The following is a 12387-nucleotide window of genomic DNA, read 5'->3' as shown; positions in this document are numbered from 1 at the left end:
GTTCGCTGCATGCCGCGTTTCGGTGCGCGGGTACGCGCCAACGAAATGACCAGAAATTGAAATGTTGCACCGGTGCAAGTCGAGTCGTTGCACCGGTGCATTTCTGTCCGCTCGAGCCGCGAGTCCCGTGGCGGGGGCGGTTCCCGTGGTTGAAGTGCTGGCTTAGCTACCGCCCGTCGGCTGCCGTATTCGCAGCATGTCCAGCATCGGTGCCGCTGCGTGTCAATTGCAAGTTCTGATGCGGGTTTCAATCAATGTGTCATGTAGAAGTTCTTGCGCTTCCTCTGCTGACTCGACGCCAAAGATGGCGGTACCGAACGTGCCATCACTGTGAAACATTAACATATGTGCCTTGGCCGTTTTACCTCTCTTAAACCGGCTCACGAGTCCTCTGTAACGCCTCAGGGACGCGCCAGAGGAAAACAACGCTTCGTTCGGCCTCCATTTATCGACATGGCCACCCCACCAACGGGTCTCGGTATGATCGATCAGCGCTACGAGCAGGCGACGATTCAGTTTTGTTTGCTGCGCCTTCGCAAATGCATCTTCGAAAGTAATCCTCATGTGCTTCTCCGAACTTCTGACTCAAGACCGACGGTATGGCGCTTCTTCCAATTGCAGACCCGACAGTTTTCCGCACTACATCTGCACTTGTACTATGCTCGGGGCACCGCTTGTCGAGGCCCGCAGCCTTGGCTCCATATGTTTCAAGCTTGCCGCAAAGCTCCGCACACCATCCACAGGTTGTCCAGCGCAAAGAACGTCGTGATCTGGGCAGTGTTCTTCATTAAACAGCGGTATCTGGTCTTCGTTTAGGCAAACTGCCGCTTGAGGACGTAGAATGGGTGTTCGACCTTGGCAGGGAGCCGACGCCAGATGTCAGTGCATGGAAAAGCGTTGCTAGACTGACGCGATACGCTGGCAATGTCGCGATGAGGCTAGGCAAGCATACATGACCATTTCATGGCCATGCAACAACGCCGTGGCCTCGGTGATATCGTGAACGTTGGCTGCCTCGGCTATAACGGTGTGTACGTGACCGGACGTCGCGTCCACGCCGATGTGTGCTTTCATCCCGAGTGCCATTCACCGCCTTTCTGCGTCTGCGCATTTCCGAATCCCGCATCGCCTCGTTGTTTTTCGTCGAGCTCGGCGCTGGAATCAGCGTGGCATCGACCACCGACCACTCTCGAGCATCAACCGTGTCTCCACCAGAATCTCATTGACGGGTGCGAGCATTTGCGCAGCACATTCCATGTGCTTCGAGGAACGACCGAAATAGAAAATCGTGCTGTCGTTCGGCAAACGCCTGATCTCGGCGTTTGGTTCTGCTCTTGCGTTACCGCGTGAGCTGATGGGCTTTGTCCGGATGGGTACGAGTTCCCGTGCCATGGACGCGACTATGCATTTTTGACGCAAACCGGTTTGCCGAAGGCGTTCCACCGGTTCAGCAGGTTGGCGATGATTACGCCTTCGCCTTCCTGCGACGCAAGCTCCTGCGTCAGCAGGCGCTCGCCGATGCAGCGCTTGATGCGCGAGATCTGCGCCTCGACCAGCGAGCGCACACCGTAGCCGTATTTCTTGTGAAATGCATAGATGCCTTTGACCTCGATGTATCTGACGATCTGGTCATGCCGGCGGGTTCGCTCCTCGCCGTGTACGACCGCGTGAGCTGGCGGTGGGATGACGGGCGTCACGCCCGCGCCTGAAAGCGCTTCGGTACGCTCGATGCTGTAGTACGCGCCATCGGCAATCACCCGATCCATCGGCACATCAGCGGGCAGCAAGGCGTCCATTCCTTCGCTGTCCGATACTTCTGTAGTGGTGATGCGGATCGCGTGTACGTTCATGTCAGCGTCGATCGACAGATGCATCTTGCGCCACGGCGTGCGCGCGGCCTTCTGAGCGTACTTTTCCTCGTACCACTGGCTCGCCCGCCCAAAGCTCAATCCCGTGCTGTCGACGATGAGACTGATCGTCCCGCCGCGCGCGAGACGTCGGGCCAGCTGTTCGCAACGCTGCGTGACGCTCACCTCCAGTGAAGCGAACCGTTCGCCCAGCTGACTGGCGCTGGGCTCCGGGATGTCCAGCCCGCGAGTCTCCCAGTAGTCCTCCATATAGCCGGTGATCTGCCGCATCCCCCAGCCGAACAGCCGGTAGAAGGTAAAGATCAGCTCGATGGACGCCGTGGTGTAGGTCGGCTCACGCCCCGACACGCCCGGCGTACGGATCTTTGCGTTGATAAGCTGCATCTTCAGATCGCCGCCCGGCACATACAGGCTGTATCATGCCGCACTTTCTCAGGCTCTGGTTATACGCCCGCGCGTTCGTCACCCGGTACCCCGGCTTCTTGCGCTTGCGCGGTTCACCCGTCTTTAGTCTGGTTTTATATGGCATTATTCAATGCTGGCTTCATGATGTTGCGCTTTTACACAACCCGCAGCATCTTTGCAATACCCCCATCCGGACAAAGCCATCATGAACACAATCCCGACCCGCAGATGCGGCCACCATCGATCCCTGCGGAAAAGCGCAAGGGACTGCTGGAGACGATGATCGCCGGGCCGACCCACATCTACCGTTACTTCGAGCCCCACCGGCGCGCGCTGGCGAGCATCCCGCGAAGCGTTCCCATGCGTCGTGAAGAGCCGAAGATCGGGCGCAACGAGCCGTGCCCGTGCGGTAGTGGCCGCAAGTGCAAGCATTGCTGCATGGCCAGCTCGCCGACGTTTCACTGATCATGCAGCACCGCTACGGAGACACGCAATGCCCCAGATCCCGGATGATGCCGATCTTCCCCTGAGCGCCAATGGCCCCGCTTACACGTCGCGACAGGATCGTGACGGCATACCGCTTTCGTATGTCGGTGAAAAACTCGGGCTCGCCATTGCGGATCTGCATCGCCACGCCCGGCGCTGTCAGGACGAACGTGATGATTTGCGCTGCGCCATGTACCACCTTCTCGTGGCATACCTGGGACTACACAACATGCTTGGCAAGGCGAACGACCGGACCCTGGTTGACCGGTTGCTTGACGGCAGCAGCGAGAAGCTGGACACGTGGCTGTGCCAGGTCGCGCGGGAGGGCGATGTTCATGGGCTCGCCGAACTGGGCAACTGACGCATACGGATCGCGAATTCCATGAAGCCAACCTTTCGCGGCGAGCGGGTGCCAGCCGCCATGCAAGACCGGTATGACGAGATCATTGCGCTTACCGACGCCTTTTGTGCGCAACACCTGACCGATGAATACCGCGACCTCTGCCGACGTCTCGTTGCCACCCTGTGCCGCAAGCGGCCATCGCCACCGGTGACCGGTCCTGCGCGCTCCTGGGCCTGCGGCGTGGCCTACGCGATCGGGAGGGTCAACTTCCTCTTCGACAAGTCCCAAAAGCCCCCATGCGCGCCGATGCACTGTGCCAGCACTTCGGGCTAAGCGCCCAGACCGGTTCGGCCCGCTCAGGATCAATTCTGAACCTTCTGAAGATCGGTCAGCTCGATCCTCGCTGGTCACTTCCCAGTCAGCTCGACAGAAATCCACTCGTCTGGCTTATCGAAATCAATGGCATGATCGTCGACGCGCGCCGCATCCCACGCAATTTGCAGGAAGAAGCCTTTCGCCTAGGCGTCATCCCATTCGTCCCAGACGAAGATCGCTAGTTCGCGGGAATTCCCGGGCCCGGTTTGTACGCCGCCTGTGGCGTAGCAATTTTCCCTTGCCCTTCATCGGGTTCGCCGCCTCCTATCCTGGCAGGCACGTCCGCCCGCTAACTCGGGCTAAACGTGCTTTATTTTCCGTTTCCTGAAGCGTCCCCCTCGTCACTGAATATCGGATTCAGGCGGCGGCAACTGAACGTTCCCTGCCTCTTCAACGGACTTTACGCCCTTCATGCCTTTGAGCTGCTGCACGTCGGCTAAGGAGGCGGCTCCCGAAATGATTCCGAGCCCTTCCATCATGTTGTTGATCTTTAGGCCTTTGCCCTCCAACTCCGATGCTAGTTGCCTGAAGCGTTGCAGATGATCCTCTGCAACGGTTACGACGACTTCTACACCCGGTTGATCGGCGGGGCCGCTCATGGTCGCTCCTTGGGGCGAGGGCCACCGGCGGACGCGCTCTGCTCACGCAGACATCACCGATGGCGCATTGGACAGTGTGCAAGGCAAGTCAGCTGCCCCGCGATTCATCGTAAACGGTCAATAAAAGACGTCCTTCGGTCGAAATGCAGAAGGTCAGAAGCTAGGTGTCCACGTGGACACCTGCGCACTGACAATGATGACAGAGAACAAGGACCTCAAGAGACCGCTGGTGATTGGCGAGAAACGCGACGACCGACACACGAAGCCGCTCCCGACGAACTGTTCAAGTTGTGACGGAGATCCAGCGTGTCGATCAGGTGAATCGGTTGTGATCATCCACGTCACTGTGGACTTACAACTGCCCGCGCCGTTCGCAGATCGCATTGATCCGCATGATCGCGAACCGCTCCTTGGCACCAGGCATATTTTGCAGTATGCACTCGTAGTACGCCTTCTCGCGCGGCAGCAACATTTCGCTGTTCCGATACAGTGCGTAGCATGAGCGCTGGATATAGTTTGATGCACCCTGACTGCGGGCGTCGCGCAAACCGACGAGCATGCAGTCGTCATAGGATGACGGCCCATCAGCGAACGCTGGATGCATAATTAGTAGGCCCAGCAGGCCAAATACCGTCCGCAGGGTACATGTCCGTGTGACACTCTTGAGCATGGGCTTCTTCTCTACTGTGTGAGTTTGCTCGGCGTGGACACCGGCCCCGCCCTGGTGGCAGTTTATCAAATGGCGCTGATCCGGATTTACGTCATGCTCCACGGCTTTGTCCGGATGGGTACGAGTTCCCGTGCCATGGACGCGACTATGCATTTTTGACGCAAACCGGTTTGCCGAAGGCGTTCCACCGGTTCAGCAGGTTGGCGATGATTACGCCTTCGCCTTCCTGCGACGCAAGCTCCTGCGTCAGCAGGCGCTCGCCGATGCAGCGCTTGATGCGCGAGATCTGCGCCTCGACCAGCGAGCGCACACCGTAGCCGTATTTCTTGTGAAATGCATAGATGCCTTTGACCTCGATGTATCTGACGATCTGGTCATGCCGGCGGGTTCGCTCCTCGCCGTGTACGACCGCGTGAGCTGGCGGTGGGATGACGGGCGTCACGCCCGCGCCTGAAAGCGCTTCGGTACGCTCGATGCTGTAGTACGCGCCATCGGCAATCACCCGATCCATCGGCACATCAGCGGGCAACACGGCGTCCATTCCTTCGCTGTCCAATACTTCTGTAGTGGTGATGCGGATCGCGTGTACGTTCATGTCAGCGTCGATCGACTGATGCATCTTGCGCCACGGCGTGCGCGCGGCCTTCTGAGCGTACTTTTCCTCGTACCACTGGCTCGCCCGCCCAAAGCTCAATCCCGTGCTGTCGACCATGAGACTGATCGTCCCGCCGCGCGCGAGACGCCGGGCCAACTGTTCGCAACGCTGCGTGACGCTCACCTCCAGTGAAGCGAACCGTTCGCCCAGCTGACTGGCGCTGGGCACCGGGATGTCCAGCCCGCGAGTCTCCCAGTAGTCCTCCATATAGCCGGTGATCTGCCGCATCCCCCAACCCAACAGCCGGTAGAAGGTAAAGATCAGCTCGATGTACGCCGTGGTGTAGGTCGGCTCACGCCCCGACACGCCCGGCGTACGGATCTTTGCGTTGATAAGCTGCGCCTTCAGATCGCCGCCCGGCACATACAGGCTGATCATGCCGCGCTTTCTCAGGCTCTGGTTATACGCCCGCGCGTTCGTCACCCGGTACCCCGGCTTCTTGCGCTTGCGCCGTTCACCGTCTTTAGTCTGGCTTTATATGGCATTATTCAAGCTGGCTTCATGATGTTGCGCTATTACACCCCCCAGCATCTTTGCAATACCCCCATCCGGACAAAGCCGTAGCGAGTAATCCACTTGCGAAGCTGATTCGGAGTTACGTCGTGCTCCATGGCCGTGCGCGCGATTGACACACCGGGCTTCAGGCACATCCTGACCAGTTCGTCACGTGCGGCTTCGTCATACTCGCGTCGGCCGTCGCGCTTCTCGCCAATCACCAGACGGCTCTTGAGGTCTTTGTTCTCTGTCATCAGTGTCAGTGTGCAGGCGTCCACGTGGACACCTAGCTTCTGACCTTCCGCCCCGCGATGGAAGGGCGTCTTTTATTCGTCACTAAAGTTCAGGGAGCTTGCGTCAAACCCCAGCCGACATCGGACGTCGGCAACGACAGTCCGCGCGTATTGGCGATGAGACGCTGCCACAGTGCCGCGCCGCGTGCGCCGCTAGCTTGCGCCCAGAGTGCCGCGATCCCCGCCACATGCGGCGTCGCCATGCTGGTTCCCGAGATGGTGCGGTAACGAGTGGGCATCGACCACGACGAGTACACGGCGACGCCCGGGCCTGCGATGTCTACCGCCGTGCCGGGCTGGCGAACCGTGTCCCGAGCCGAAAAGTCGGCAATGCGCAAGCCCGAGTCTAGCGCACCGACCGCCATGAACGATCGGCTGTTAGCTGGTCGCGAAACGAAGCTAAACTGGCCAGCGGAGCGCTGCGCGTTGTTGCCTGCGGCGGCCACGATCATGCATCCGGCATCCAAGGCGCGTTGGCCAGCAGTTTCGTATGCCACCGAGGTCGTGGCGACGTTTGCGCCCAGCGACATCGAAATCACATGACACTTGTTCCTCACTGCCCAGTCGATGCCAGCGAGGACGTCGCCGTCAACGCCACGTCCCTGATCTGTCAACACCTTGCCGACGAAGATCGTGGCCTTGTGAGCAATGCCGTAGCGCGGCCCCAAAGCGGGATGCAGCGGGCCGCAAGCGGTGCCGATGCAGTGCGTGCCGTGGCCGTGGCCGTCGTTGGCGCTGCCCACTCCGGCGATGAACGATGTCGGTTCGATCTGGCGGCCGACGAAATCTGGATGCGTCAAGAAGAACCCCGTGTCCAGCACCGCCACATTGATTCCCTGGCCTGAATACCGCGACGTCGCCACCTTGGTGGCTTGCAGTCCCCAGGTCAGCGTTGCCGTGTCGACAAACGCTGCTTCGACATCGAGCAGATCTTCCCCCGCCGGCCCTTCGCTGGCCGACGCATACAGGCTTTGAGCAGCATCCCGGAAACCGCGCAAATAGTCGAGTGACATCGGACTCGGTTCCCCCAGCGCATACATCACGCCCTCGGGTTCGACCGCCAAGATAGCGGAATCCTCGCCCGCCGTCATCGCCAGCGAGCCGGCGGCACTTGGGTCGATGTTGACCACCGCGATCCCGAGGGTATCCAGCACCGCGCCACCGTCTGCCGGAACCCGCTCCACATCCAAACCGGACGCGCCGAAATCATCGCTCTTCAACATTTTTGACTCGGCCACACCGGTGCTGTCGGCAAGTACCGACAATGCATCCTTGTGCGCGCCCTCACGAAAGGTCACGATAAATCGGCCCGTGGTTTCGGGCGTGACGTTTTGGTTTACTTCGGAATTCATCTTCGGTTCCTCCTGATGGCGGGACGGCCTACGAGCACACCCGGCCGGCGTCCGCGACCGCTACCTTCCGGATGGCCTCGTCGACGTTTCCCTGAGCAGTGGTCAAGAGCCACAGCTCGACCGAGCGGCCGGTGTCCGCCAGAAACTCGACCGCGCCATTCCTGCGCGTCACCCTAACCACGCCGCATCCAAGTTCGATGGCAACGACCTCGTCGGCTGATGCGGGCGGTCGCGCATCAGCCGACGCTGGCTCGACCGTGCCAAGCAAACCGCGATAGCCGAGCTGATCGGGCAGGACATTCTTCGCGCTTGCATGTAGGCCGCCTAGGCGGCGTTGGAGTTCGAGGACTTCGCACTCCGTCAATACCCACGACGGATTGGGCTGTCCGCTGAAAAGGTCGATCTGAAATCTCATTGCGCTGTGCGCTCCGTAGTAGCCTGCATGCAACCGCGACCCGACCGGCGACTCGCAGGCAGACGACGTTGCCGCGCCTTGATGCGTGGCCGGCCGTGCTGCGATCAGCGAATGCGTTGCGAACGACAGGTATAAAAGTAACCACAAAACTGCGTGTAGGGTCCGCGGTCGCACGTCGAAGGATCGGTAATGATCCGATTGCTATTGTCCACGCTCCTGACGGCAGTTCCGCCGGGCTTGTGACACCAGAAACCTTCCTTGTTCTTGCGATACCAGCGAAAATCCACGAAGCCCGGGCTGGGAGCGATAACGAGCGCGACCAGATAACGCGGCTTTTCGCTATCTGGGAAGCAGACGTATCGCCGGTGCAAGCCGTCGCTCAGCGCCCCCTATCACACTGCGGTGCAAGTGATGGCCGTGTTGATGGGTCCACTGCTGCGGCCCGGTCGGGCGAACGTGTCGGTGCGTTTATTACTCGCGTAGTTGTAGCAGTTGTTGGGCGCCCGGATGTTGGGATCGTTGTTCCAGAAGCCGGGATAATAGGCAGCATACTCGACCCAGCAAGTCACCGCAGGCGCCGCACGCTCAAGCTCGGCGGCAGCCTCAGATTCCGCTGCCGGGTTCGAATCGGGGGAACTCACACCTGTTTCCTTGCCCAGCTTTTGCGTGAGAAGACCGCGCAGCATTTCATGGTTGATGACATTGGATTCCTCGACGCCATCGGCAAGTGCGCCGGCCGCGACACCTTGATCGGAGGCAAGATTAATTAGGCGTTCAGCGAGCTCACGCGACGTGCCCGAGCCGCCGCCGGAACCGAGCGGAACGTACAACGACGATGATATGCCGTGATCCGCGGCCAGCTCATCGTTGGCAGCGTTGAGATAGAAGCCGCGCAGCTCGCCTCGGCCTCCCGACTCGCTAGCGGCGGAGATCGACGCTGCGCTGACTTTCGCTGCATCGCGGAGCGCGGCGCGGATTTCCTGATCATCTGAGACGATCCAAGTTGGATTAGGACGGCCGGAGAAAACATCGGCAGCGGTTTGCAGCATAACGCCCTCCCGTTAAAGTAAGTGTGTTTCAGTTTCCAAGCTCCGTCAGTCGGGTCGGCTTGAGCGTCGGCCTTCGATCAAAGCCAAGGGCGCGGCACCGGCGCTCGTCTTGCCGCCGTTGGGCACAGCGTCCAGACGAGCGTCATATGCCGTCACGCACGCAGTTTCAAATTCGCGCTCGGAAAGACAGTTACCGATGCGTACTTGTTCGCGGTCGGTTGTGTCGCGAAACATTTCGCTTTCGGTATCTACATGAACTCCTGTTCCGGACATGATGATCTCGCGGAAAATCATTAAATTGACTGGGCACGCGCGGTGGAATGGCCGGTTGCATTCCTTCGCTTCCGTTCCACTGCGCAGACTGCGCTTTCTCCGACGAACTGGGTAGGAATGGGAAAAACCCATTTCTTCACTATGAAGGTAGCATAGTCCCGACCAGTGACAGACTCATTGATGCGAATCAAGCGTAGTCCAATGATGGAACCTCCCGCTGAGTAGGCCACTATGATTCACCGATTTTGGGGTTGTAAGCCGGAACCGCATATTTTCGAAATTCTTCGATCAACAAGGTAGCGAGCTATTTTGGGGCGGAGAAGGCCTGATCCATATCCCTCGCACGCTGCATTTCGTCGCCGTGCAGGTACATCGACGTCGTCGCGATTGACGCATGGCGCAGGTTGTCGCGCACTGGTCAGTTTGGCCCCGCTGGCGAGCACATGACTTGCGTGACTGTGCCTCCTATCTCTTTGAAGAGATAGGCGCCACTGTACTAAACCGCTGACGCGGTAGTGGGAGGTGGGCACACGTCTATGGCTGAGGTTTCATGAAGAGGGTCGTCCGGCGCTGGGCCCCGGCGAGATGGTGAGCGGTGTCGGCAGGAGCAGCATGTGAACGCCCGGTTGGGCATTCCACCCACTGCTTCCAGGAGGCTCGCCATGACGCCACTGCGCCAACGCATGTTGCACGACATGCAGATCCGCAACCTTGCCATCAACACACAGAAGACCTATGTCCTGCAGGTTTCCAGTTTCGCCCGACACTTCCGGCGGTCACCTGAGGAGCTTGGTCCTGAAGAGATCCGTGCCTGGATTATCCACCTCACCAACGAACGCAAGCTCGCGCCAGCCAGTGTCCAGCTCGCCGTAGGCTCGCTGCGCTTCCTGTATCGAGTCTCGCTCAGACGCGACTGGAGCGACGAGGACTTTCCCTTGCCCAGACGGCCCGTGAAGCTGCCCGTCATCCTGAGCTTTGAGGAAGTCACGCGTTTCTTCGAGTCGATTCCCAGCCTGAAACAGCGCGCCATCCTGATGACGGCCTACGCGGCCGGCCTGCGTGTCTCCGAAGTCGTACACCTGAAGGTCACCGATATCGACAGCCAGCGGATGATGATCCGCGTGCGACAGGGCAAAGGCCGTAAAGATCGCTACGTAATGCTCTCGCCGCGTCTGCTCGAGGTGCTGCGACTGTACTGGCAGGATGCCCACCCGAGGGAATGGCTATTTCCTGGGACCATTCCGGGGCGGCCCATCAGCCGCCATGCCGTTGGCGACGCATGCCAGCTTGCACGTGAGCGCAGCGGCATCACGAAACCCATCACCCCGCATTCGCTTCGTCACGCCTTCGCCACGCATCTGCTGGAAACCGGTGCTGATGTCCGCAGGATCCAGCTGCTCATGGGACATCGTAGCCTGGCGACCACGGCACGGTACCTCAAGCTGGCGACGAGCACCGTGTGCGCCACCACCAGTCCCTTCGACCTGCTGCCACATCCCGCACCCATTGCACCCAGCCACCTGCGCCCGAGTACTTCTGAAGCCGGCGATGCGACAGGCGCTCGAGGTGGCGGATATCTTCCGCCGCTGCGGCCCTCAGTACCGGCAGACCCCTGCCGACGCCCTCAGTCGTGCCCAGCACCGAGCGATGAGCGCCATCGAGCTGTGCCGCACCACGGCGCTCGGCGGTCATGTCGAGCGGTGCGATACCTGCGGCCATCAGCGCGTTGCCTACGACTCGTGTCGCCATCGCTGCTGTCCGAAGTGCCAGTCGCTTGCCCGCGCACAATGGCTCGAACGCCGGCGCGCCGAGCTGCTTCCCGCGGTCGAGTACTTCCACGTCGTCTTCACACTCCCCGAGCCCGTCGCAGCGCTCGCGTACCAGAACAAGACGACCCTCTACGATCTGCTGTTTCGCACCAGCGCCGAAACGCTACGCACGATCGCCGCCGACCCGAAGCACCTGGGTGCGGAGATCGGCTTCATCTCGGTCCTGCACACGTGGGGCAGAATCTGCTTCACCATCCGCACTTGCACTGCGTGATACCTGGCGGCGGCATTGCGCCGGACGGCGAGCGCTGGATCGCCTGCCGACCCGGCTTCTTCCTGCCCGTGCGGGTCCTCTCGCGGCTCTTCCGGCGCCTCTTTCTCGAGCAGCTGCGCCGCGCGTTCTACGCCGGCACGCTGCATTTTCATGGCCAGCTCGAGTCGTTGCGTGACCCGCGAGGGTTCGCCGCCTGGCTCGCGCCCGCGGCTCACGCGGAGTGGGTCGTCTACGCGAAACCACCGTTTGGTGGCGCCGCCCAGGTGCTCGACTACCTGGGCCGCTACACGCATCGCGTTGCCATTTCGAATAACCGGTTGCTACGCCTTGATGGTGATTCGGTGCTCTTCCGGTGGAAGGACTACCGTCACGAAGCCCGCCACAGGACCATGACGCTCACGGCCGACGAGTTCATCCGCCGCTTCCTGCTGCACGTGCTCCCCACCGGCTTCAAGCGCATCCGCAGCTACGGGTGGCTCGCCAACCGCCATCGGACAGCCCGCCTCGCCACCTGCCGACGGCTGCTCGGCGTCGAGCCGGCCGCCGCTGCGTCACCCGCCATCGCGGAAGACTACCGTGACCGCTACCAGCGGCTCACCGGCAGGTCACTCCGCGATTGCCCCGTGTGTGGCAAGGGCCACATGCTCCGTATCGAAGGCGGTGTGCCTGGCATCCTTCCCCGGGCTCCGCCTGATTCCGGTGATGGAAACTGAGCTGCATCAGCACAGGCCCCCAGCACGTTGGTCTTTCCCATGTGGCCAACGCGAACCGACTCGTGCCTTGCCGTCTTCGCACCATCACCGTGTCGCGAAACTCCGCATTCCTTGCCCTTTGATGTCTGCATTCCCGCTGCGTTCGCACAACAGGCCCGGACCACCGCGGGGTTCCGGCGTGCGTCAACCGTGCATCGCGCATCACAAATCACCGCGACGATCATTCAATGCCCATAAGCGCCAGCGCCTGCGGAGCGGTTTAGCACAAACATTTTTTTGATTACCGATCGCGGACTGGCCCCGACCGGCCTCTTCACGCGCCAGTAGCCGCGATCGCCAACCAAAAAAATCTC

Annotated in this window: 12 protein-coding genes and 5 pseudogenes; 5 read left to right on the top strand and 12 right to left on the bottom strand. The window is 60.6% G+C overall.

All coding sequences use genetic code 11. The features are described from left to right. Nucleotides 1-222 precede the first annotated feature (222 nt). The 4 genes and pseudogenes from G5S42_RS38990 to G5S42_RS38980 all read right to left on the bottom strand — a co-directional run bounded on the left by G5S42_RS38990 (nucleotide 223) and on the right by G5S42_RS38980 (nucleotide 2252). Nucleotides 223-564 carry a hypothetical protein gene (locus tag G5S42_RS38990; protein WP_176112098.1) on the bottom strand — a complete coding sequence of 114 codons (342 nt, stop codon included), beginning with the start codon at nucleotides 562-564 and terminating at the stop codon, nucleotides 223-225. Between the two features lie 143 nt (nucleotides 565-707). Further along, nucleotides 708-860: pseudogene (locus G5S42_RS45910) on the bottom strand (IS5/IS1182 family transposase); the annotation flags it as partial. Nucleotides 861-959: 99 nt separating this feature from the next. Continuing rightward, nucleotides 960-1248: pseudogene (locus G5S42_RS44700) on the bottom strand (transposase); the annotation flags it as partial. A gap of 152 nt (nucleotides 1249-1400) precedes the next feature. Beyond that, a complete protein-coding gene (locus G5S42_RS38980; RefSeq protein ID WP_217710318.1) occupies nucleotides 1401-2252 on the bottom strand; it encodes an IS5 family transposase in 852 nt (283 codons plus the stop codon). Nucleotides 2253-2390: 138 nt separating this feature from the next. Here G5S42_RS38980 and G5S42_RS38975 point away from each other — a divergent pair, with 138 nt between their 5' ends. The 3 genes and pseudogenes from G5S42_RS38975 (at nucleotide 2391) to G5S42_RS45905 (ending at nucleotide 3659) form a co-directional block, all read left to right on the top strand. Beyond that, nucleotides 2391-2738, top strand: a complete 348-nt coding sequence (locus G5S42_RS38975) for an SEC-C metal-binding domain-containing protein (protein WP_376777238.1) — start codon at nucleotides 2391-2393, stop codon at nucleotides 2736-2738. A 28-nt stretch (nucleotides 2739-2766) separates the two neighbouring features. Further along, nucleotides 2767-3120, top strand: a complete 354-nt coding sequence (locus tag G5S42_RS38970) for a hypothetical protein (RefSeq protein WP_176112096.1) — start codon at nucleotides 2767-2769, stop codon at nucleotides 3118-3120. Between the two features lie 21 nt (nucleotides 3121-3141). Further along, nucleotides 3142-3659: pseudogene (locus G5S42_RS45905) on the top strand (DUF6398 domain-containing protein). 159 nt (nucleotides 3660-3818) lie between these two features. Here the strand turns inward: G5S42_RS45905 and G5S42_RS38960 are convergent. The 8 genes from G5S42_RS38960 to G5S42_RS38925 form a co-directional block, all read right to left on the bottom strand. Beyond that, nucleotides 3819-4076, bottom strand: a complete 258-nt coding sequence (locus tag G5S42_RS38960; protein WP_176112095.1) for a hypothetical protein — start codon at nucleotides 4074-4076, stop codon at nucleotides 3819-3821. 352 nt (nucleotides 4077-4428) lie between these two features. Continuing rightward, on the bottom strand, nucleotides 4429-4848 hold the full coding sequence (locus tag G5S42_RS45530) for a VF_A0006 family four-cysteine protein (protein ID WP_246392458.1): 420 nt from the start codon (nucleotides 4846-4848) through the stop codon (nucleotides 4429-4431). 43 nt (nucleotides 4849-4891) lie between these two features. Continuing rightward, complete coding sequence (locus G5S42_RS38950; RefSeq protein WP_217710316.1) at nucleotides 4892-5824, bottom strand: IS5 family transposase; 933 nt, start codon at nucleotides 5822-5824, stop codon at nucleotides 4892-4894. 92 nt (nucleotides 5825-5916) lie between these two features. After that, nucleotides 5917-6150: a transposase gene (locus tag G5S42_RS38945; protein WP_176112094.1), complete on the bottom strand. Its 234-nt coding sequence runs from the start codon at nucleotides 6148-6150 to the stop codon at nucleotides 5917-5919. A gap of 89 nt (nucleotides 6151-6239) precedes the next feature. Further along, nucleotides 6240-7541 carry a S8 family serine peptidase gene (locus G5S42_RS38940; RefSeq protein WP_176112093.1) on the bottom strand — a complete coding sequence of 434 codons (1302 nt, stop codon included), beginning with the start codon at nucleotides 7539-7541 and terminating at the stop codon, nucleotides 6240-6242. A 28-nt stretch (nucleotides 7542-7569) separates the two neighbouring features. Continuing rightward, nucleotides 7570-7956 carry a hypothetical protein gene (locus G5S42_RS38935; RefSeq protein ID WP_176112092.1) on the bottom strand — a complete coding sequence of 129 codons (387 nt, stop codon included), beginning with the start codon at nucleotides 7954-7956 and terminating at the stop codon, nucleotides 7570-7572. 392 nt (nucleotides 7957-8348) lie between these two features. Beyond that, a complete protein-coding gene (locus G5S42_RS38930; RefSeq protein ID WP_217710315.1) occupies nucleotides 8349-9005 on the bottom strand; it encodes a hypothetical protein in 657 nt (218 codons plus the stop codon). Between the two features lie 45 nt (nucleotides 9006-9050). Then, nucleotides 9051-9278, bottom strand: coding sequence for a hypothetical protein (locus G5S42_RS38925; protein WP_176112091.1), 228 nt, complete (start codon nucleotides 9276-9278; stop codon nucleotides 9051-9053). Between the two features lie 662 nt (nucleotides 9279-9940). Here G5S42_RS38925 and G5S42_RS38920 point away from each other — a divergent pair. Together G5S42_RS38920 and G5S42_RS38915 are read left to right on the top strand one after the other, a co-directional pair. Then, nucleotides 9941-10666 (top strand): annotated as a pseudogene (locus G5S42_RS38920) (tyrosine-type recombinase/integrase); the annotation flags it as partial. A gap of 160 nt (nucleotides 10667-10826) precedes the next feature. Then, nucleotides 10827-12034 (top strand): annotated as a pseudogene (locus G5S42_RS38915) (IS91 family transposase). Nucleotides 12035-12387: the final 353 nt, after the last annotated feature.

The organism is Paraburkholderia youngii (genome assembly GCF_013366925.1).
Lineage (GTDB): Bacteria > Pseudomonadota > Gammaproteobacteria > Burkholderiales > Burkholderiaceae > Paraburkholderia > Paraburkholderia youngii.
The sequence above is the reverse complement of the archived record's forward strand: the minus strand, read 5'-3'. Positions and strand labels throughout refer to the sequence as shown.

What these genes read in the sequence shown, in the direction of transcription:
- G5S42_RS38930 (WP_217710315.1), bottom strand. Translation starts at nt 9,005, where the DNA reads ATGCTGCAAACCGCTGCCGATGTTTTCTCCGGCCGTCCTAATCCAACT.
- G5S42_RS38935 (WP_176112092.1), bottom strand. Translation starts at nt 7,956, where the DNA reads ATGAGATTTCAGATCGACCTTTTCAGCGGACAGCCCAATCCGTCGTGG.
- G5S42_RS38960 (WP_176112095.1), bottom strand. Translation starts at nt 4,076, where the DNA reads ATGAGCGGCCCCGCCGATCAACCGGGTGTAGAAGTCGTCGTAACCGTT.
- G5S42_RS38925 (WP_176112091.1), bottom strand. Translation starts at nt 9,278, where the DNA reads ATGTCCGGAACAGGAGTTCATGTAGATACCGAAAGCGAAATGTTTCGC.
- G5S42_RS38975 (WP_376777238.1), top strand. Translation starts at nt 2,391, where the DNA reads ATGGCATTATTCAATGCTGGCTTCATGATGTTGCGCTTTTACACAACC.
- G5S42_RS38945 (WP_176112094.1), bottom strand. Translation starts at nt 6,150, where the DNA reads ATGACAGAGAACAAAGACCTCAAGAGCCGTCTGGTGATTGGCGAGAAG.
- G5S42_RS38980 (WP_217710318.1), bottom strand. Translation starts at nt 2,252, where the DNA reads ATGCAGCTTATCAACGCAAAGATCCGTACGCCGGGCGTGTCGGGGCGT.
- G5S42_RS38970 (WP_176112096.1), top strand. Translation starts at nt 2,767, where the DNA reads ATGCCCCAGATCCCGGATGATGCCGATCTTCCCCTGAGCGCCAATGGC.
- G5S42_RS38940 (WP_176112093.1), bottom strand. Translation starts at nt 7,541, where the DNA reads ATGAATTCCGAAGTAAACCAAAACGTCACGCCCGAAACCACGGGCCGA.
- G5S42_RS38990 (WP_176112098.1), bottom strand. Translation starts at nt 564, where the DNA reads ATGAGGATTACTTTCGAAGATGCATTTGCGAAGGCGCAGCAAACAAAA.